The organism is Pseudomonas sp. FDAARGOS_761 (genome assembly GCF_013343155.1).
In the GTDB taxonomy this organism is placed as follows: domain Bacteria; phylum Pseudomonadota; class Gammaproteobacteria; order Pseudomonadales; family Pseudomonadaceae; genus Pseudomonas; species Pseudomonas aeruginosa.
In genome coordinates this window covers 213257-233226 of record NZ_CP054572.1, presented here as the reverse complement: position 1 = coordinate 233226, position 19970 = coordinate 213257, and the positions used below count along the sequence as shown (strand labels likewise).

At 64.0% G+C, this 19970-nt stretch carries 19 protein-coding genes, 2 tRNA genes and 1 pseudogene; 11 read left to right on the top strand and 11 right to left on the bottom strand.

Going from position 1 to position 19970, the window contains the following annotated elements; genetic code table 11:
* A complete protein-coding gene (gene prfA / locus FOC67_RS01100; protein ID WP_003099290.1) occupies positions 1-1083 on the bottom strand; it encodes a peptide chain release factor 1 in 1083 nt (360 codons plus the stop codon).
* 17 nt (positions 1084-1100) lie between these two features.
* Positions 1101-2369 carry a glutamyl-tRNA reductase gene (gene hemA / locus FOC67_RS01095; RefSeq protein WP_003095001.1) on the bottom strand — a complete coding sequence of 423 codons (1269 nt, stop codon included), beginning with the start codon at positions 2367-2369 and terminating at the stop codon, positions 1101-1103.
* A 143-nt stretch (positions 2370-2512) separates the two neighbouring features.
* Here hemA and lbcA point away from each other — a divergent pair, with 143 nt between their 5' ends.
* The 8 genes from lbcA to ychF all read left to right on the top strand — a co-directional run bounded on the left by lbcA (position 2513) and on the right by ychF (position 9363).
* The gene (lbcA, locus tag FOC67_RS01090; protein WP_003162407.1) at positions 2513-4285 is read left to right on the top strand and encodes a proteolytic complex protein LbcA; all 1773 of its coding nucleotides are present in this window, start codon (positions 2513-2515) and stop codon (positions 4283-4285) included.
* Positions 4286-4289: 4 nt separating this feature from the next.
* On the top strand, positions 4290-4907 hold the full coding sequence (gene lolB, locus FOC67_RS01085) for a lipoprotein insertase outer membrane protein LolB (protein WP_003095005.1): 618 nt from the start codon (positions 4290-4292) through the stop codon (positions 4905-4907).
* Position 4908: 1 nt separating this feature from the next.
* A complete protein-coding gene (gene ispE, locus FOC67_RS01080; protein ID WP_009316211.1) occupies positions 4909-5757 on the top strand; it encodes a 4-(cytidine 5'-diphospho)-2-C-methyl-D-erythritol kinase in 849 nt (282 codons plus the stop codon).
* A 36-nt stretch (positions 5758-5793) separates the two neighbouring features.
* Positions 5794-5868, top strand: a tRNA-Gln gene (locus tag FOC67_RS01075).
* A gap of 55 nt (positions 5869-5923) precedes the next feature.
* Positions 5924-6865 (top strand): ribose-phosphate pyrophosphokinase, encoded by a 942-nt coding sequence (locus tag FOC67_RS01070; RefSeq protein ID WP_003099281.1) that lies wholly within the window; start codon positions 5924-5926, stop codon positions 6863-6865.
* 116 nt (positions 6866-6981) lie between these two features.
* Complete coding sequence (locus FOC67_RS01065) at positions 6982-7596, top strand: 50S ribosomal protein L25/general stress protein Ctc (protein ID WP_003095013.1); 615 nt, start codon at positions 6982-6984, stop codon at positions 7594-7596.
* Between the two features lie 41 nt (positions 7597-7637).
* Positions 7638-8222 carry an aminoacyl-tRNA hydrolase gene (pth, locus tag FOC67_RS01060; RefSeq protein WP_003099278.1) on the top strand — a complete coding sequence of 195 codons (585 nt, stop codon included), beginning with the start codon at positions 7638-7640 and terminating at the stop codon, positions 8220-8222.
* A gap of 40 nt (positions 8223-8262) precedes the next feature.
* Positions 8263-9363 carry a redox-regulated ATPase YchF gene (gene ychF, locus FOC67_RS01055; protein ID WP_003099270.1) on the top strand — a complete coding sequence of 367 codons (1101 nt, stop codon included), beginning with the start codon at positions 8263-8265 and terminating at the stop codon, positions 9361-9363.
* Positions 9364-9447: 84 nt separating this feature from the next.
* Here the strand turns inward: ychF and FOC67_RS01050 are convergent, their stop codons facing one another.
* Positions 9448-10491 carry a lipase secretion chaperone gene (locus FOC67_RS01050; RefSeq protein WP_049321234.1) on the bottom strand — a complete coding sequence of 348 codons (1044 nt, stop codon included), beginning with the start codon at positions 10489-10491 and terminating at the stop codon, positions 9448-9450.
* 79 nt (positions 10492-10570) lie between these two features.
* Positions 10571-11497, bottom strand: coding sequence for a triacylglycerol lipase (locus FOC67_RS01045; RefSeq protein ID WP_009316208.1), 927 nt, complete (start codon positions 11495-11497; stop codon positions 10571-10573).
* 294 nt (positions 11498-11791) lie between these two features.
* Here FOC67_RS01045 and FOC67_RS01040 point away from each other — a divergent pair, with 294 nt between their 5' ends.
* Entirely contained in the window at positions 11792-12922 is a 1131-nt protein-coding gene (locus tag FOC67_RS01040; protein WP_009316207.1) for an AraC family transcriptional regulator, read from the top strand.
* Between the two features lie 69 nt (positions 12923-12991).
* A tRNA-Met gene (locus FOC67_RS01035) sits at positions 12992-13068 on the top strand.
* Between the two features lie 150 nt (positions 13069-13218).
* Here FOC67_RS01035 and FOC67_RS01030 read toward each other — a convergent pair.
* The 3 genes and pseudogenes from FOC67_RS01030 to FOC67_RS29640 form a co-directional block, all read right to left on the bottom strand.
* A complete protein-coding gene (locus FOC67_RS01030) occupies positions 13219-13524 on the bottom strand; it encodes a HigA family addiction module antitoxin (protein ID WP_003133769.1) in 306 nt (101 codons plus the stop codon).
* An 11-nt stretch (positions 13525-13535) separates the two neighbouring features.
* The gene (locus tag FOC67_RS01025) at positions 13536-13814 is read right to left on the bottom strand and encodes a type II toxin-antitoxin system RelE/ParE family toxin (protein ID WP_023436306.1); all 279 of its coding nucleotides are present in this window, start codon (positions 13812-13814) and stop codon (positions 13536-13538) included.
* Positions 13815-13866: 52 nt separating this feature from the next.
* Positions 13867-13992: pseudogene (locus FOC67_RS29640) on the bottom strand (integrase); the annotation flags it as partial.
* A 150-nt stretch (positions 13993-14142) separates the two neighbouring features.
* On the opposite strand from FOC67_RS29640, the gene FOC67_RS01020 reads away from it, so the two are divergent.
* The gene (locus FOC67_RS01020; protein ID WP_009316206.1) at positions 14143-16371 is read left to right on the top strand and encodes a TonB-dependent receptor; all 2229 of its coding nucleotides are present in this window, start codon (positions 14143-14145) and stop codon (positions 16369-16371) included.
* A 70-nt stretch (positions 16372-16441) separates the two neighbouring features.
* Here the strand turns inward: FOC67_RS01020 and can are convergent, their stop codons facing one another.
* The 4 genes from can to FOC67_RS01000 form a co-directional block, all read right to left on the bottom strand.
* On the bottom strand, positions 16442-17089 hold the full coding sequence (gene can / locus FOC67_RS01015) for a carbonate dehydratase (RefSeq protein WP_003095021.1): 648 nt from the start codon (positions 17087-17089) through the stop codon (positions 16442-16444).
* Between the two features lie 61 nt (positions 17090-17150).
* The gene (locus FOC67_RS01010; protein ID WP_009316205.1) at positions 17151-18389 is read right to left on the bottom strand and encodes a C69 family dipeptidase; all 1239 of its coding nucleotides are present in this window, start codon (positions 18387-18389) and stop codon (positions 17151-17153) included.
* Positions 18390-18587: 198 nt separating this feature from the next.
* Complete coding sequence (gene rimI, locus FOC67_RS01005; protein WP_003095025.1) at positions 18588-19040, bottom strand: ribosomal protein S18-alanine N-acetyltransferase; 453 nt, start codon at positions 19038-19040, stop codon at positions 18588-18590.
* A complete protein-coding gene (locus FOC67_RS01000) occupies positions 19037-19738 on the bottom strand; it encodes a hypothetical protein (RefSeq protein ID WP_003141633.1) in 702 nt (233 codons plus the stop codon). Before FOC67_RS01000 ends, rimI begins: the two co-directional genes overlap by 4 nt.
* Positions 19739-19970: the final 232 nt, after the last annotated feature.

Sequence of the window (19970 nt, the reverse complement as noted above, 5' to 3'; positions counted from 1 at the left end):
TCAGTCGCCCAGGGCCGCCAGTTGATCGGCCTGGTATTCCTGCAGCAGCGGCTCGATCACCTGTTCCACCGCGCCCTCCATCACCTCGCCCAGGGAGTACAGGGTGAGGTTGATGCGATGGTCGGTGACCCGCCCTTGCGGGAAGTTGTAGGTACGGATGCGCTCCGAGCGGTCGCCCGAGCCCACCAGCAGCTTGCGCGTGCTGGCGATCGCCTGCTGCGCCGCGGCCTGCTGCTGGTCGTTGAGCTTGGCCGCCAGCCAGGCCATGGCCTTGGCGCGGTTCTTGTGCTGCGAGCGCTCTTCCTGGCACTCGACCACGATGCCGCTGGGAATGTGGGTGATGCGCACCGCCGAGTCGGTCTTGTTGACGTGCTGGCCGCCGGCGCCGGAGGAACGATAGGTGTCCACCCGCAGGTCGGCCGGGTTGATCTCGATCGCTGCCTGCTCGTCCGGCTCCGGCAGCACCGCGACGGTGCAGGCGGAAGTGTGGATCCGGCCCTGGGACTCGGTTTCCGGCACCCGCTGCACGCGGTGCGCGCCGGACTCGAACTTGAGCTTGGCGTAGACGTTGTCGCCCTCGACCCGGGCAATCACTTCCTTGTAGCCACCGTGCTCGCCCTCGTTCTCCGACAGCGTCTCGACCCGCCAGCCCTGGCGCTCGGCGTAGCGCGAATACATGCGGAACAGGTCGCCGGAGAAGATCGCCGCCTCGTCGCCACCGGTGCCGGCACGGATTTCCAGAAACACGTTGCGGCTGTCGTTGGGATCCTTCGGCAGCAGCATGCGCTGCAGGCTGTCGCCGAGGGCGGCGAGGCGGCCGCGCGCTTCGGCGACCTCTTCCTCGGCGAGGTCGCGCAACTCCGGGTCGCTGTCCTTGAGCAACGCCTGGGCGCCCTCGAGGTCGGCCTGCACCTTGCGGTAGTCGCGGAACGCCAGGATCACCGGTTCGACCTCGGCGTACTCGCGGGAATAGGCGCGGAAGCGGGTCTGGTCACTGATCACCTCGGCGTCGCCGAGCAGCGCCGTCAGTTCTTCGTAGCGATCGCTGAGGACATCCAGCTTTTTCAGCAGAGAAGCTTTCATGCAGGCATAGGTACCGGTCAGTGGCGCGGCGCGCCCTCGTCGAGGGCGAACAGCTCCTGGGCCAGGGCCAGCGCGTCGATGCGGCCCTCGGCGGACATTTTCTTCATCTGCACGCTGGGCGCGTGCAGCAGTTTGTTGGTCAGGCCGCGGGCCAACTGGGCCATCACCTCGGCCGGGTCGGCACCGTTGGCCAGTTGCCGCTGGGCCTTGCCCAGTTCTTCATCGCGCAGGCGCTCGGCCTGCTGCCGATAGGCGCGCAGCACGTCCACCGCAGCCAGTTCGCGCAGGCGCTGCATGAACTCGGCGACGCCGCTGCCAACCAGTTCCTCGGCAGCCTGGGCAGCGCCCTGGCGGCTCTTGAGATTCTCCGCCACTACTTCGTGGAGGTCGTCGACGCTATAGAGGTAGACGTCGTCCAGTTCGCCGACTTCCGGCTCGATGTCGCGCGGCACGGCGATGTCGACCATGAACATCGGCTTGTGCTTGCGCTGCTTCAGCGCGCGCTCCACGGCGCCCTTGCCGAGGATCGGCAACTGGCTGGCAGTGGAGCTGATGACGATATCGCTGTTGGCCAACTCCTCGGGGATCTCCGAAAGCAGCACCGCATGGGCGCCGAACTGCTCGGCGAGCAGGCTGGCGCGCTCCAGGGTGCGGTTGGCCACCACGATGCGCTTCACGCCTTGCTCGAACAGGTGGCGCGCGACCAGGGTGATGGTCTCGCCGGCGCCGATCAGCAGCGCCTGGCTGCGGTGCAGGTCGCTGAAGATCTGCTTGGCCAGGCTCACCGCGGCGAACGCCACGGACACCGGGTTCTCGCCGATGGCGGTATCGGTGCGGACGGTCTTCGCCGTACTGAAGGTGGCCTGGAACAGGCGGCCGAGCAGCGGACCGACGGTGCCGGCCTCGCGCGCGACGGCGTAGGCCGACTTCATCTGACCGAGGATCTGCGGCTCGCCGAGGACCATTGAGTCGAGGCCGGAGGCCACGCGCATCATGTGGCGCACCGCGTCTTCGTCCTGGTGCACATAGGCGCAGGCGCGCAACTCGTCGAGAGTCAGGCGATGGTAGTCCGCCAGCCAGGCGAGCACGTCGTCCGCGGTCGGATGGTCGATCTCCAGGTAGAGTTCGCTCCGGTTGCAGGTCGACAGGATGGCCGCCTCGCGGCTGGTGGTCAGGCGGCAGAGCTGCTGCAGCGCCTCGACCATCTGTTCCGGAGTGAAAGCCACGCGCTCGCGGACAGCCACCGAGGCGGTCTTGTGATTGATGCCGAGGGCAATGAAGGCCATGCAGGATCGCTGAGCTAATCGGGGAAACGCGCAATTCTCCTACTTCGCCAAGGGCAGGACAACCATTGCCGATGTATTGACCCCATAGACAGCTTCGTCGACGCCCGTCCCGGCCCCCTTGGGCTTGCCGGACGGCTTATGTCATGATGGCGCCACCCTCGCAGGTTCAAGGCCGGCTTTCTTCCTCTATGAACAAATCCCTTGCGCTGCTGACCGTCACGCTGCTGCTCGGCGGCTGCCAGTCACTTATCCACAAGACTCCCGATGGCACCCCGCCGGTGGAAGACACCGCGGTCGAGACCAAGGCCAAGCCGGAAAAGTACGGCTCCTTCAGCGAGGACAGCCTGTATTCGCTGCTGGTGGCCGAACTGGCCGGGCAGCGCAACCGCTTCGACATCGCCCTGAGCAACTATGTGGTGCAGGCGCAGAAAACCCGCGACCCCGGAGTTTCCGAGCGCGCCTTCCGCATCGCCGAATACCTCGGCGCCGACCAGGAAGCCCTCGACACCTCCCTGCTCTGGGCGCGCAGCGCGCCGGACAACCTCGATGCCCAACGCGCCGCCGCGATCCAGTTGGCCCGCGCCGGGCGCTACGAGGAGTCCATGGTGTACATGGAGAAGGTCCTCAACGGCCAGGGCGACACGCACTTCGACTTCCTCGCCCTGTCTGCCGCGGAGACCGACCCGGATACCCGCGCCGGCCTGCTGCAGAGCTTCGACCACCTGTTGAAGAAATACCCGAACAACGGCCAGTTGCTGTTCGGCAAGGCCCTGCTGCTGCAACAGGACGGCCGCCCGGACGAAGCCCTGACCCTGCTCGAGGACAACTCCGCAAGCCGCCACGAAGTTGCCCCGCTGCTGCTCCGCTCGCGCCTGTTGCAGAGCATGAAGCGCAGCGACGAGGCCCTGCCGCTGCTCAAGGCCGGGATCAAGGAACACCCGGACGACAAGCGCGTGCGCCTCGCCTACGCGCGCCTGCTGGTGGAGCAGAACCGCCTGGACGACGCCAAGGCCGAGTTCGCCGGACTGGTCCAGCAATTCCCCGACGACGACGACCTGCGTTTCTCCCTGGCGCTGGTCTGCCTGGAAGCCCAGGCCTGGGACGAAGCCAGGATCTACCTGGAAGAACTGGTCGAGCGCGACAGCCACGTCGACGCCGCCCACTTCAACCTCGGCCGCCTCGCCGAGGAACAGAAGGACACCGCGCGCGCCCTCGACGAGTACGCCCAGGTCGGCCCGGGCAATGACTTCCTCCCGGCGCAACTGCGCCAGACCGACGTCCTGCTCAAGGCCGGTCGCGTCGACGAAGCCGCCCAGCGCCTGGACAAGGCGCGCAGCGAGCAACCCGACTACGCCATCCAGCTGTACCTGATCGAAGCCGAGGCGCTGTCCAACAATGACCAGCAGGAAAAGGCCTGGCAGGCCATCCAGGAGGGTCTGAAGCAGTACCCGGAGGACCTCAACCTGCTCTACACCCGCTCGATGCTGGCGGAGAAGCGCAACGACCTGGCGCAGATGGAAAAGGACCTGCGCTTCGTCATCGCCCGCGAGCCGGACAACGCCATGGCCCTCAACGCCCTCGGCTACACCCTGGCCGACCGCACTACCCGCTACACCGAGGCGCGCGAGCTGATCCTCAAGGCGCACAAGCTGAACCCGGACGACCCGGCGATCCTCGACAGCATGGGCTGGATCAACTATCGCCAGGGCAAGCTGGCGGACGCCGAGCGCTACCTGCGCCAGGCGCTGCAGCGCTACCCCGACCACGAGGTCGCCGCGCACCTGGGCGAAGTCCTCTGGGCCCAGGGGCGCCAGGACGACGCCCGAGCCATCTGGCGCGAATACCTCGACAAGCAGCCCGACAGCGACGTGCTGCGCCGCACCATCAAGCGCCTGACCGGCGCCGAGACTCCTTGAAACCATGCGTCTACGTCTTTTCCTCGCCGCCTCCGCGCTGGCCCTGCTCAGCGGCTGCGCCGGCCTGACCTCCCACGAAGCCCTGGAAGGCCAGGGCGATGCGCAGACCTGGAAAACCCACAAGCAGCAACTCAGCGAGCTGGATGCCTGGCAGATCGACGGCAAGGTCGGCATCCGCGCCCCGCGCGACTCCGGCAGCGGCACCCTGTTCTGGCTGCAGCGCCAGGGCTACTACGACATCCGCCTGTCCGGCCCGCTCGGCCGCGGCGCAGCACGCCTGACCGGGCGTGAAGGCGCGGTGAGCCTGGAAGTCGCCGGGCAGGGCCGCTACCAGGCGGAGTCCCCGGAAGCCCTGCTGGAAGAACAACTAGGCTGGCGCCTGCCGGTCTCGCACCTGCTCTGGTGGGTACGCGGCCTCCCGGCGCCGGACAGCAAGAGCCGCCTGACCCTCGACGCCGACAGTCGCCTGGCGCGCCTGGAACAGGACGGCTGGCAGATCGAATACACCCGCTACGCCGAACAGAACGGCTACTGGCTACCCGAGCGCCTGAAGCTGCACGGCCAGGACCTCGACGTCACCCTGGTGATCAAGGACTGGCAGCCGCGCCAGCTCGGCCGCTGACATGAGCGTGCGCCTCAGCCTGCCTGCCCCGGCCAAGCTCAATCTGTTCCTGCATATCCTCGGCCGCCGCGACGATGGCTATCACGAGTTGCAGACCCTGTTCCAATTCCTCGACCACGGCGACGAGCTGCATTTCGAAGCCCGCCAGGACGGCCAGGTACGCCTGCACACGGAAATCGCCGGGGTGCCGCACGACAGCAACCTGATCGTGCGCGCCGCGCGCGGGCTGCAGGAAGCCTCCGGCAGCCTGCAAGGCGTCGACATCTGGCTGGACAAGCGCTTGCCCATGGGGGGCGGCATCGGCGGCGGCAGCTCCGACGCCGCCACGACGCTCCTGGCCTTGAACCATCTCTGGCAACTCGGCTGGGACGAGGACCGCATCGCCGCCCTGGGCCTGCGTCTGGGCGCCGACGTGCCGGTCTTCACCCGCGGACGCGCGGCTTTCGCCGAGGGCGTGGGCGAAAAGCTCACCCCGGTGGACATCCCGGAGCCCTGGTATCTCGTCGTGGTTCCGCAAGTACTTGTCAGCACAGCAGAAATTTTTTCAGATCCACTGTTGACACGCGATTCTCCCGCCATTAAAGTGCGCACCGTTCTCGAGGGGGACAGCCGAAACGACTGTCAGCCGGTAGTCGAGAGGCGTTACCCAGAAGTTCGTAACGCTTTGATCTTGCTAAACAAATTTGTTTCAGCTAGATTAACCGGCACTGGAGGTTGTGTGTTTGGGAGCTTCCCAAACAAAGCTGAAGCTGATAAAGTCTCGGCCCTTCTTCCAGACCACCTTCAGAGGTTCGTCGCCAAAGGAAGCAACGTCTCGATGTTGCACCGGAAGCTGGAAACTCTGGTCTGAGAAAGGAATGCCGAAACGGCATTCGAGCAATACCACAGGGGCGTCGCCAAGCGGTAAGGCAGCAGGTTTTGATCCTGCCATGCGTTGGTTCGAATCCAGCCGCCCCTGCCATTTTCCTCTTCTGTATTTCATCCGGATCCCTTCGGTCGACACAGGTACCTGTAGCGTGTCCAAGATGATGGTCTTCACGGGGAACGCTAACCCCGATCTTGCACGACGCGTCGTGCGTCAGCTGCACATTCCTCTTGGCGATGTTTCAGTTGGCAAATTCTCCGATGGCGAAATCAGCGTCGAAATCAACGAAAACGTCCGCGGCAAGGACGTATTCCTGATTCAGCCGACCTGCGCGCCGACCAACGACAACCTGATGGAACTGGTGGTGATGGCCGATGCCTTCCGCCGCTCCTCGGCCACTCGTATCACCGCTGTCATCCCCTACTTCGGCTATGCCCGCCAGGATCGCCGTCCGCGCTCCGCCCGCGTGGCCATCAGCGCCAAGGTAGTGGCCGACATGCTGACCGTCGTCGGGGTCAACCGTGTCCTCACGGTCGACCTGCACGCGGACCAGATCCAGGGCTTCTTCGATATCCCGGTAGACAACATCTACGGTTCCCCCGTGCTGGTGGACGATATCGAAGACCAGCGCTTCGAGAACCTGATGATCGTCTCCCCGGACATCGGCGGCGTGGTGCGCGCGCGCGCCGTGGCCAAGTCCCTGGGCGTGGACCTTGCGATCATCGACAAGCGTCGTCCCAAGGCCAACCAGTCCGAAGTGATGCACATCATCGGTGACGTCGAAGGCCGTACCTGCGTACTGGTAGACGACATGGTCGATACCGCCGGCACCCTCGGTCACGCCGCCAAGGCCCTGAAAGAGCACGGCGCCGCCAAGGTCATCGCCTACTGCACCCACCCGGTGCTGTCCGGCCGTGCCATCGAGAACATCGAGAAATCCGTACTGGACGAGCTGGTGGTGACCAACACCATCCCGCTGTCCGCCGCTGCCCAGGCCTGTGGCCGCATCCGCCAGCTGGACATCGCTCCGGTCGTTGCGGAAGCCATGCGCCGGATCAGCAACGAAGAATCGATCAGCGCGATGTTCCGCTGAGGTCCAGCCTCGGCGAACGCGCCTGAACGAAAACGCCCCGCTCCGGCGGGGCCTTTGAAATCGCCCGAACGCTGGTCGCAAGCGTTCGGGCGCATTGTTATTTTTGGAGATACACAATGGTCGACTTTATTCTGAATGCCCAAGTGCGTTCCGATCTGGGGAAAGGTGCGAGCCGCCGCCTGCGTCGTAACGCCGGTCTGGTTCCTGCTGTCGTTTACGGCGGCGACAAAGAGCCCCAGTCCGTAACCCTGGAACTGCGCGAAATCGCCAAGCTCCTGGAAAACGAGGCTGCCTTCAGCCACGTGATCGCCCTGAACGTTGGCGGCGCCAAGGAAACCGTACTGATCAAGGCCCTGCAGCGCCATCCGGCGAAAGGCTTCGTGATGCACGCCGACTTCCTGCGCGTGGTCGCCGACCACAAGCTGACCGCCCACGTACCGCTGCACTTCATCAACGAAGAAGTAGCCGTTGGCGTCAAGCAATCCGGTGGCGAGATCTCCCACACCATCTCCGAAGTCGAAGTTTCCTGCCTGCCGAAAGACCTGCCGGAATTCATCGAAGTCGACATGGCCAAGGTCGAGCTGGGCCAGATCGTTCACCTGTCGGACCTCAAGGCTCCGAAAGGCGTCGAGCTGGTACAACTGGCCCACGGCAACGACCTGGCCGTTGCCAACATCCACGCTTCCCGCGTGGTGAAGGAAGAAGGTAGCGAAGAAGGCGCCGCCGAGTAATTCATTACTCGATCGCCTTTTTATAGAGAGGGGCTCCCGTCGTGACTGCCGTACAACTGATCGTTGGCCTGGGAAACCCGGGTCCTGAATACGACCAGACCCGGCATAACGCGGGGGCCCTTTTCGTTGAGCGCCTGGCGCATGCCCAGGGCGTCAGCCTCGTGGCTGACCGCAAGTATTTCGGCCTGGTCGGCAAGTTCAGCCACCAGGGCAAGGACGTTCGTCTGTTGATCCCGACTACCTATATGAACCGCAGCGGCCAGTCCGTGGCGGCGCTGGCGGGATTCTTCCGGATCGCCCCGGACGCCATCCTGGTGGCCCACGACGAACTCGACATGCCCCCTGGCGTCGCCAAGCTCAAGACCGGCGGCGGACACGGCGGGCACAACGGGTTGCGCGACATCATCGCCCAGCTCGGCAATCAGAATTCTTTCCATCGCCTGCGGCTTGGCATCGGCCATCCGGGGCACAGCAGCCTGGTTTCCGGTTACGTGCTCGGCCGCGCCCCGCGCAGCGAGCAGGAACTGCTCGACACCAGCATCGACTTCGCCCTCGGCGTGCTGCCGGAAATGCTCGCCGGGGACTGGACCCGGGCGATGCAGAAGCTGCACAGCCAGAAGGCCTGAACCACTTTTCTAGCGCCTGTCTGAGCGCGAGGGACATAGCATGGGATTCAACTGCGGCATCGTCGGCCTGCCCAACGTCGGCAAGTCCACCCTGTTCAACGCCCTGACCAAATCCGGTATCGCGGCGGAAAACTTCCCGTTCTGCACCATCGAGCCGAACAGCGGCATCGTGCCGATGCCCGACGCGCGCCTGAACGCCCTGGCCGAGATCGTCAAGCCCGAGCGCGTACTGCCGACCACCATGGAATTCGTCGACATCGCCGGCCTGGTGGCGGGCGCCTCCAAGGGTGAGGGCCTGGGCAACAAGTTCCTCGCCAACATCCGCGAGACCGACGCCATCGCCCACGTGGTGCGCTGCTTCGAAGACGACAACGTGATCCACGTGTCCAACAGCGTCGACCCCAAGCGCGACATCGAGATCATCGACCTCGAACTGATCTTCGCCGACCTCGACAGCTGCGAGAAGCAACTGCAGAAAGTCGCCCGCAACGCCAAGGGCGGCGACAAGGAAGCCCTGGCCCAGAAGGCCCTGCTGGAAAAGCTCATCCCCCACTTCACCGAGGGCAAGCCGGCGCGTTCGCTGCTGAAGAACCTCGGTGACGAGGAGAAGCGCCTGGTACGCAGCTTCCACCTGCTGACCAGCAAGCCAGTGATGTACATCGCCAACGTCGCCGAGGACGGCTTCGAAAACAACCCGCACCTGGATGTGGTGAAGGCCATCGCCGAGGAAGAAGGCGCGGTGGTGGTGCCGGTGTGCAACAAGATCGAAGCCGAGATCGCCGAGCTGGAAGACGGCGAAGAGAAGGACATGTTCCTCGAGTCCCTCGGTCTCGAGGAACCCGGCCTGAACCGTGTGATCCGTGCCGGCTACGGCCTGCTCAACCTGCAGACCTACTTCACCGCCGGGGTGAAGGAAGTCCGCGCCTGGACCGTCCGCGTCGGCGCCACCGCCCCGCAGGCCGCCGGCGTGATCCACACCGACTTCGAGAAAGGCTTCATCCGCGCCGAAGTGGTCGCCTACGACGATTTCATCCAGTTCAAGGGCGAACAGGGCGCCAAGGAAGCCGGTAAATGGCGCCTGGAAGGCAAGGACTACATCGTCAAGGACGGCGACGTGATGCATTTCCGCTTCAACGTCTGAAGCCGGCAGGTTGCCCCCACCACTTCAATGAACAGAATCCCCCCTGGAGACAAGAGTTCTTCAGGGGATTTTCTCCCAGCCCCCCTAAGGCTGCCCGGCATCGTTGATGCGTTCCAACGCCTCCACACGCAGACGTTCCGCCTCACTGCTGAAACTGCCCCTACGCAACTCCTCCAACTGACGTTCGCGATCCTCACGGCTCAATCCCGGCGTTTTCAGCAACTCATCGCGCTGCGCGAACCATTCGCTCATGCGCCGGTCCCAGGCGATATTCTCCTGATCCAGCGCTTCGAGCCGCGCCGTCGCCTCCGCCCCTACGAGACTCATACGGATCTGGTACAACTCCTCTGCCGACCCAGCGTGCTGTTTCCATTCATCGGTCAGCGTCTTCAGGTTGAGATACTGATTCACGGCCTTGAGCGACTCTTGGAGGCCTTCCGGCAATTGCCGCTCCAGTTCAGCGAGTTGCTGCGCCCGTGCCTGCGCCGAAAGCGTCTTGTCTCGCATCAGCTCCAGTCGAGCCAATGTATAGCGATCATAGGCGTCTTCTTCGCCGAAAAACGCCACGATGACCTCGGTCGACAGATATTGCTCGCGCAGAGCGCGCATCTGCTGCATCCGCTGGCGTATCGCGTCCAGGTCAGCCCCCCCCACTTCGCGTACTTCGCTACCTTGTTGGATACTCTCCAAACCTCGTAAATAGGCGAGGTAGTCCACCAGTATCCGCTCGGCCTCTCCACGCGCCGGCTCTTGCAACCGGCCGCCCAGTTGGGCGCGAATACGCGCGACGAGAACATCCAGGCTTTCCTCACCGATGGCGGCCAGAAAATAATCGAAGCACTGGCGAAGTCCGTTGGTTATTCGCAAATGACCGTCATCGCCAGCCTCCACCGGGCAATTCACTTCGGTACCGACCAGTGATCGCGGCAAGGTCGTCGGCGCAGCGACAGCCAAGGCTTGGGCTGAAGACTCCTGGACTTTCGCCGGAGCCAGCTCTGCCCGAGAAATCCTCTCGACCGTAGCGGGCCTTGCCGTAACCAGACTCTCGCCCTGCAGCCACCATCCCACTCCCGCCCCCGCCACTGCCAAGGTGCAACACCCGAGGAACGTGAACACCTTCTTGTTCATATCGACTCCGCTGTTTTCCACTGCAAGAGGTCAGGGGCGACTCCCGCCGTCCCCACCCCGTCGAGCGCTCCGTCAGCTCTCAAAGCCCTGCCAGTTTCAGGCGATTAGCCTGTTGGAGGTAAACGGTCTTGGGATTGGTTTCATTGAGCGCAACCAGGCCCAATATGTGGTTGACGGTGTCAAGGTGATTCATCTTGTAGTCGTCGCGGATCACCATGCCGAGATGGCTGGAGCATTGCGGCACCAGACCGTCATTGGGTCCCGAGATCAACAACCCGAGAGAGAGCATCTGCCAATCCGAAGGGTCAATCGCACTGGTCAAGTGCTTGGTACCACTCCAAGAGTAGTAGCGGACCCCATTGGCCTCGGCGGCCCCCTCTCCACAGGTGCTGGTCGGAATCCCGCCCGGAAAACGCTGGTTGAAGGTCAAAGCACCGACGGCGGTCAGATCGCGCATGGCGAGCAGCGAATCCTGCTTGCCGACGGAGCCGTCACCCAAGAAGTCGAGCACCCAGGTGATGGCATTCACAGCGCCAGCGATGATGTTCGATCCGGTCGGTCCCACGATATTAGAAATGACCTGAACCGCATCTGCCACCGGCGAGCCCTTGTGCGGCGTACTGACGGAGGTCGCCGAGGCCACCAGTTCCGGCGCTACTCCCGCCACATACCGCACGGTCATGCCTCCCTGGCTATGGCCAATCAGATTGACCTTGGCCGCACCGGTGATGGCCTGGATCTCCTTGATCTCCGCCAGCAACTGCTCGCCACGAGCATCGTTGCTCTGGGCCGGTACCTGAGCGGTGACATAAACATTGGCACCGTTTTTCCGGAGCTCGCTGGGAATGCCGTACCAATAATCTATCGGGCCAATGCTGCTGAAGCCGAAAAGGCCGTGTGCGAACACGATAGGGTATTTGGTCTTGGCGTAATCGGAGTATGCATATGCAGGGGTTGCACCCACTGCGGCGGCAGCTAGTACCAGGGGAGCTATCAGTTTCTTCATGAGGACCTCGTTATGCTTGTTCGTTACGGTCGTCGGTCGCAAGGAGCCCGAAGGCATCCTCTTGGCAGTTCTTCGTTGGCCCGGGGGCTCTGCGAGCATTACGGAGGAGCCGTGGAGAGGAAATGAGGAAATCGGACATCGGCCTTGTCAGTCTGGGACATGGGTTGCCCTTTCCACTCGACATTGCGCAGGCCCGGCATTCACGCTACAAATTGATGAACAACAAAAAGCTCGCCAAGCCTCTCAGATCCCAGCATGAGACACTTCACACCACGTCCGGCTGCCGACAACACCATGGACGAGAATCCCAAGTCCGAGGGATTCTTCCTTGCCAGCATTCTTCTGGACGCATTGGAGACGCTGCGCGCCCGTGGCATCGATGCAGAAGCCATTGGCCGGGCGCTTGATCTGAACTTACACAGTCTGCTGGCCGACCCCAATGCCTGGATTCCGACTCATCTGCTGGAAACTATTCTGCACAAGGCGCTGCAGCTGTATCCCGACCCACTCTTGGGGCTGCACGCGTCCCAATCGCCGCGCGACTCTGCTTTCGGCGTACTGGGTTACCTGGGACAGACCTGCGCCACCCTGCAGGAGGTCTTCACCACCAAGGCCCGCTACGAACGGCTGGTGAGCAACATCGGTACCACTTCGATGCGACAAGAGCCTGGCATGATGCTCTGCTGCTGGAGCTGTAACACCTGTGACCCGCTATTCGCCAGGCACGCCACCGAGTTCCTGCTGGGACAATGGCTGCGGCACATCCATTCGATCCGGGAGCAGAAACACGGCCTGCTGCTGCGCGTACATTTTCGCCATTCGTCCCCCAAGCAACCCAATCTTCTGGCGGAATACGAACGCATTTTCGGCTGTCCTGTCCTGTTCGATCAGCCAGAGTCGGCGTTGGTGATTCCAACCACCGTCATGAGGCTGCGTCTGCGTACCCCTGATCCCGGCCTGCAAGCCACTCTGCAGCATCACGCCGACCTGCTGCTCAATGAACGTAATGGCGCGCCGTCGCTGCTCGACCAAATCCGTTCACGTATGCGGGTGTTGCTGATGGAAGGCAGCGTCTCCCGAGACCACCTGGCAGAAGAGCTCGGCATCAGCAGCCGTCATCTGCATCGCCAGTTGCAGAAAGCCGGCAGCAGCTACCGCGAATTGGTCGACGATATCCGCATCGAACTGGCCAAGACCCTCCTTCGTGACGATGCACTAACCGTAGAGGCCATCAGCCGGCGCCTCAACTTCAAGGAAGGTCCCTCTTTCAATCGCTGGTTCCGCGAGATGACCCAAAGGACGCCCGGCGAGTACCGCCGGCAATTGCATGCCCCTGAGGCCTCTATCGCCCCGCAGGCGCCACTGTGCCGGGGCGGGACGGCAAGTCCAGCGACCCGGGACCGTACCTTCCGTCTAAACGATTGAAAGAACAGAAAATTATCTAGAACCGGGGCTTGACAGCCCCAGCCGGTATGCGGAAAATGCGCGCCACTCGGCTACATAGCTCAGTCGGTTAGAGCGCAGCATTCATAATGCTGATGTCCCAGGTTCAAGTCCCGGTGTAGCCACCATATTTTTCAAGGGGTTAGCGCAAGCTAACCCCTTTTTGTTTTGGTCGGCAGACTACAAACCGACTACAAACCGTCTACGCCCCCCTTTACCGATTTACGGTTCGCATAAAAAAGCCCCGCATCTGCGGGGCTCTACGATCAACGTCACCGCTATCCGTGAGCAAGCAGCGGCTCAATCTCATGTTCGATCTGCTCGCCATTCGCCGCATAAGCAGTTGCTAACGAATACTCACTCTGGAGATTCATCCAGAACTGAGCGGACGTATCAAAGTAACGCCCCAGACGAATCGCCATATCTGCGGAGATACCACGCTGCTCACGAACGATATCGTTCACTGTCGGAGCGGAGACTTTCAAAGCGCGTGCTAGAGCAGCTGGAGAGATATCCAACTCCATCAGAAACTCATCGCGCAATATTTCCCCAGGATGGATGGGGCGCATACCATTGGTAGCCATGGTCCACCTCCTCAGTGGTAATCAACTATTTCGACTTCTTCGGGACCCGCATCCGTCCAGACGAAACAGACACGCCACTGGTCGTTGATCCTGATGCTATGTTGGCCCGCCCGCTTTCCCTGCAACGGCTCCAACCGGTTTCCAGGTGGAGAGCGCAGGTCTCGAAGCTCCGTAGCCGCATGAAGCATTGCGAGCTTACGCGTAGCGACTGTGAGGATCGCTCCCCACTGCCTCGAAAGACCCGTCTCAAAAAGCTGACGAGCCTCGTCGCAGCGAAAGGTCAGAATCATTCATTAACCCTTAACGTTAAGCGTTAACTTCACTACAGATTACCACAGATCCTCATGTGGTCAATTTGTAGCCAGACTGAGTAATCGGAGAAAAGCGCATCGCCGATTCCAAGTGCTCCGGCGTTAGGTGCGCATACCGCATCGTCATCGAGGAATGCCCGAGGATCCGCTGTAGGGCCACGCCATGCGCAGCGCCCCGTGTCAGGCATTTCATCTTGCTTTGGAAGCCAGGCATGCCGCATTGAAACAGTTCGAATCATTTGATAATCATTATCGATTTGTTTAGCTTTTCCGCCCATCAAAACAACAGCAACTCGGACATTTCCTCATGCCCCGCTCCATCCCTTCGCGCCCGGCTCCCCTGGCGCTTTCCCTGTCCCTCTTCGCTTCGTTTTCCGCTCCTGCGCTGGCTGCCGATCCGGTGGAGCAGCAGATGGTGGTGATCGGCTCGCGCGCGCCGACCAGCATCAGCGAGTTGCCCGGCACGGTCTGGGTGATCGAGCGCGAGCAACTGGACCAGCAGACCCAGGCCGGCGTGCCGCTGAAGGAGGCGTTGGGACAATTGATCCCGGGCCTGGATATCGGCTCCCAGGGTCGTACCAACAACGGCCAGAACCTGCGCGGACGCAGCGTGCTGGTGATGATCGACGGGGTGTCGCTGAACAGTTCGCGGGGCATCAGCCGGCAGTTCGACTCCATCGACCCATTCAACATCGAGCGCATCGAGGTGATGTCCGGCGCCAGCGCGGTATACGGCGGCGGCGCCACCGGCGGGATCATCAACATCGTGACCAAGAAGGGCGTCGGCGGCGACACTCGCTTCAACACCGAGCTGGGCGCCCGCAGCGGCTTCCAGAGCCATGAGGACCACGACCTGCGCGCGGCGCAGTCGATCAGCGGCGGCAACGACCTGTTCAACGGCCGCCTGGCCATCGCCTACCAGAAGAACGGCGCGGCCTACGACGGCAGTGGCGACCAGGTACTGACGGACATCACCCAGACCGACCTGCAGTACAACAGGTCGGTGGACCTGATGGGCAGCCTTGGCTTCACTTTCGCCAATGGCCACAGCCTCGATCTCGGCCTGCAGTACTACGACTCCGGCTACGACGGCGACCGCGGCCTCGATCTCGGGCGCAACTTCGACGCCCTGCGCGGACGGGCACCCTATTCGATCAAGGGCGGCGTCGACCTCGACCGCGAGCCGGAGAGCAAGCGCCATCAGTTCAACGCCACCTACCACGCGCCGGAAGTGCTGGGTCACGACCTCTACCTGCAGGCCTACTACCGCAACGAGAAGATGGCCTTCAACCCCTTCCCCACCATCCGCTACAGCAATAGTGGCGCAATCAACTACGGCACCTCCTACTACTCGGCCTCGCAGCAGGACACCGACTACTACGGGATGAAACTGGCCCTGGTGAAGACCTGGGAGCGCGCCAGCCTGACCTACGGGGTGGACCTGGACCGGGAAAAATTCACGTCCGACCAGATGCTCTTCAACCTGCCGCTCGCCGCCGCCAGCGGCGGGCTGGTAGCCAGCGAAAAGGCCAAGCTGGGCCGCTACCCGGACATCGATACCGACAGCCGCGCCTTCTTCCTCCAGGGCAGTTGGAAGGCCACCGACGACCTGACCCTGAGCGCCGGCGTGCGGCGCCAGTCGATGAGCACCGACGTCAGCGACTTCGTGGCGGCGAACCAGCAGATCCTCATCGCCAACGGCCTCGGCAAGACCGCCGACGCGGTTCCGGGCGGGAGCAAGGACTACGACGTCAACCTGGTCAACGTCGGCGCCATCTACAAGCTGAACCTGCAACAACAGGTCTGGGCCAACTACAGCGAAGGCTTCGAGCTGCCGGACCCGGCCAAGTACTACGGTTTCGGACGCTACGGCGCAGCCGACGGCAATGGCCACTACCCGCTGCTACAGGGGGTCAGCGTGAACGACTCGCCGCTGGACGGGATCAAGACCAAGCAGGTCGAGCTGGGCTGGCGGCATACCGACGGTGCCCTGGATACCCAGGTGGCGGCGTTCTATTCCTGGTCGGACAAGAGCATCAAGTACGACTCGAAGACCCTGGCGGTGCTGCAGCAGGACACCAAGAAGCGCAACTACGGCCTGGAGGGCCAGGCTACCTACTGGCTGGACGATCACTGGCAGGTCGGCCTCAACGGCCTGGCCATCCGCTCCCAGGAGAAGGTCGACGGCCGCTGGCTGAAGCAGGACGTGACCTCGGCCAGCCCGTCCAAGGCCGGCGCCTTCGTCGGCTGGAAGGACGATCAGCGCAGTCTGCGCCTGCAGGGCGTGCGCACCTTCAACCTGAACGACGAGTCGGGCAACAAGATCGACGGCTACGCGCTGTTCGACCTGCTCGGCACCCAGGCGCTGCCGGTGGGCACCCTCACCGCGGGCATCCAGAACCTGCTGGACAAGGACTACACCACGGTCTGGGGACAACGCGCGCAGGTCTACTACGGCGGGCTCGCACCAGCGGGACTGTTCGACTACAAGGGACGGGGACGGACCTACAGCCTGACGTATAGCGTGGAGTTCTGAAGCCCGTCCTCGACAGTTCCCCTGTCCCTCCAGGGACAGGGGAACTCGTGGGAAAGAGCTTCCGCCTCTCTCAGCAGCAACCGCCCAGCGGACTCAAGCGATACTGCGGCGGCAACTGGTCGAGGCCGCTGACGGTGACGTTGAGGTTCTTCCACAGGCCATCCTTGATCCCGTAGATGCAGCCATGCACGGACAGCGACTGGCCGCGGTGCCAGGCGTTCTGGACGATGCTGGTGTGGCTGACGTTGGCCACCTGCTGGATCACGTTGAGCTCGCAGAGGCGATCGACGCGCTCCTCCTCGGTCGGCAACTGCTCCAGGTGCTCGCGGTATTCGTAGGCGAGGTCGCGAATGCTGCGCAGCCAGCCGTCGATCAGGCCGAGCTGGTCGTTGTGCAGGGAGGCGCGCACGCCGCCGCAGCCGTAGTGGCCGGTGACCAGGATGTGCTTGACCTTGAGCACGTCGACGGCGAACTGGATCACCGACAGGCAGTTGAGGTCGGTGTGCAGCACGACGTTGGCGACGTTGCGATGGACGAACAGGTCGCCGGGCAGCATGCCGACGATTTCGTTGGCCGGCACCCGCGCGTCGGAGCAGCCGATCCAGAGGTACTCGGGGGTCTGCTGGCGGGCCAGCTTGGCGAAGAAGTCCGGGTCTTCCTGCTTGATCGCTTCGGCCCAGCGGACGTTGTTCTCGAACAGTTGCTGCAAGTCGCTCATGGCATGCCCCTCGTTTGACCGGTGCAGCACCTTACGGAAGGCGATGCCCGTTTGACAAGCGTCATAGCGCGGCGTGGCTACGCCACCAGCGCTGCTGCGCCAGCGGCTGCATGGCGACCTGATCATGCCAACAGGCGTGCCAGGCTGCGGCGTCCTCTGCCAGGCGCGGCCAGTCGGGCTGTTCGAGGTCGGCGAAGAGTTCCCGTTCCAGCCAATCGCGGCCGCTGCGCAGGAGCCGGCGGAAGGCGCGGTCGGTGAGCGCGCGGCGGTGCACCGCCTCGAAGCGCCACCAGGGGGACTCCTGTACCGCCTCGCGCGGCTGGCTGAGCACGGCGGTGCCGGAGGCCGGATCGAAGGACAGCGGCTGGAACAGTCCCAGGCACGGCGCCGAAGTACCGGTGGCGGCCAGCAGCGGGCCGTCGTCGCGCAAGCGGGCGACCAGACTGGCGGTGGTCTGCGAAGGCCGCCAGAAGCTGCCGGCGTGCATGCATACCTGGCGGTTGTTGTGGCGGCGGAAGTGGTCCCCGCGCGGGCCATGGTGGCGCAGCGCGGCGAACAGCGCGTGCCAGTCCGGCTCGCCAGGCAGGCTGTCGAGGAAGCGCTGGTTGATCCGACAGCGCCGGTGCGCACCGCCGACCCAGGGTAGCAGGCGGGTGTCGAAGACCCGCGCGAAGTGGAAGTCGCCGCGACCATCCCAGCAGCCCTGGCGGCGTGCCTGGTCCTCGAGGTCGCGGCTGCACAGGTCGAATTCGTGGCCAAGGGTCAGGGCGTTGGAGATGGCCCAGCGCTCGACCTTCTTCGCCGCCCACAGGTTGCCGGCGGTTTCCAGCACCCAGGCTTCGCCGGGGTCGGCGATGAGGAAGCTGTTGTCGTAGCGGATGCGCTTGTCGCGGTAGCCGGCCGGGCCGCCCTGGCCGTAACGCTGCAACAACCCGGTGATCACCTCCAGCGCCTCGCGGGCGCTGGCGCCGCGCTCCAGTCCCAGGCGCAGCAGGTCCATGCCGAGCAGCGCGGTGCCGCGCTGACGGGTCAGCTTGGTGAACACCGCTTCGTTGCCGATGGCCACGCCGTGCTCATTGACGCCCATTTCCGCGCCCCAGATCCAGCTCGGCTGGCTGATCACCAGCGCATGCCGCTGGGCGGCCTGGGGAATGTCGAGGTAGGTGGTGCGCAAGCGCGCTTCCGGATCGTTGCGCACCGCCGGCAGGCGCAGCAGACGCTGCGGTTCGGCGGGCTCGCGGTCGCTGTTCTTGGCGAACCAGGTCTGGCCCTGGTGGCGAAGGATCAGGGTGTCGCACATGGGGGGCTCCAGTCTGCGCATCCTGCCACCGGCCGCTGTCGACCTGACTTCGCACTCCAGCGAAGGGTTACCGCATGAAGGGACCTGCCTGCGGTATGCAGGCGAGAATCGGAATGCTGGTAAGGGTACGGCGGTGCCAGAAGGCCAGCCAGCTACTCCAAGTGATAGCTAGTTGCCGCCAGGGAAGCGGAGCAAGCCTCAGTCGAACAGGGTACAGGCCATGACCAGGGCGTCTTCGCGCCCACCGACGGCGGGGTAGTAGTCGCGACGGCGGCCGATCTCGTTGAAACCGTAGCGTTCGTAGAGGCGGTAGGCGGCCTGGTTGGAAGCGCGCACTTCGAGGAAGCATTCGCGAGCCTGGTGGCCGGCCGCCTCGCGCATCAGGTGTTCGAGCAGGCGCAGACCGAGGCCACGCCCCTGGCTTTCGGGCTTCACCGTGATATTCAGCAGGTGCGCCTCGTCGAGGATGATCTGGATGACGCCATGGCCGACCTGCTGGCTACCCTCGAACATCAGCCAGCAATGGTAGTTCTTCAGGCCTTCGCTGAAGATGCCACGGGTCCATGGGTGGCTGAAGGCGGCATATTCGATTTTCAGCACGGCATCGAGGTCCGCCTCGGTCATTGGGCGGAAGGAAATCGCATCGCTCATTGAATCTCGCTCGACCAGCGCTGACGGACACGGCGCATGGCGCGCCACAGCTCGCCCTTGAGGGCGGGTTCTTCCATGAGGGCTTCCAGGCCCGGCACGGCCCAGGTTGCGCCCAGACCGTCCACCTGCAGTTCGCGGAACAGGCTGCCCTCGTCGCCCTCGCCGGCGAAGCGGATCGCCGGCAGGCCGACCAGCCACAGGCAGCGGCTACGCTCGCTCTCCTCCATGCGCGCGGCGACGAAGCTCTGGACGAACTCCAGGGCCGCCTGCGGCCCCTGGTCGAGGTTGCCGCGCGCCAGCAGCGGCCAGCGTACCGGTTCGCCGATCAACCGCGGGCTGTCCGGCAGGCCGGCGGCGCGCAGCAGGTCGCGCAGCAGCAGGTAACCCGGATCGCGGCTGGCGAAGGGTTCGCCGGTGGGCAGTTCGACCAGCAGGGTGCAGGAGCCCGCCTGCAGCAGTTGCAAGGCGAAGCGCGGCGGCGGGGCCTGGACCGCCGGCGGCTCGGCCGGGGCCTCTTCGACCGGCGCGACCGGCTCGGCTTTCTTCGCCGCCGGGGCGCCCGGCTTCGGCAGGCTGATCGGGATCCCCCGGCCTTCCACGGGCGCGGCGGGAGCCACGCTCGGCGCGCTGGCCGGCGCCTCGGCTTGCGGGACGCGGGCCTGCGGCGCATCGATCGCGGCGCGCGCACGCACAGGCACCGCCGGCTCTTCCCGGGGCGGGGTCTCCAGCAACTCCGGCCGCGAGGGTGCGGCGAACGGCAACGGCTGGCGGGGCAGCCAACTGGTTATCTGCATCGCGCCCAGGAAGGCGCGGCGACGCTGTTCTTCGATCAAATCTCGGGCACCGGCAATTAGGCGATGCGCGGGGACGGTTTCGCCCCCGGCGTTCAGGCAGGCAATGATAGCGGTTCTTCGACCTCGGCGGAGCGGC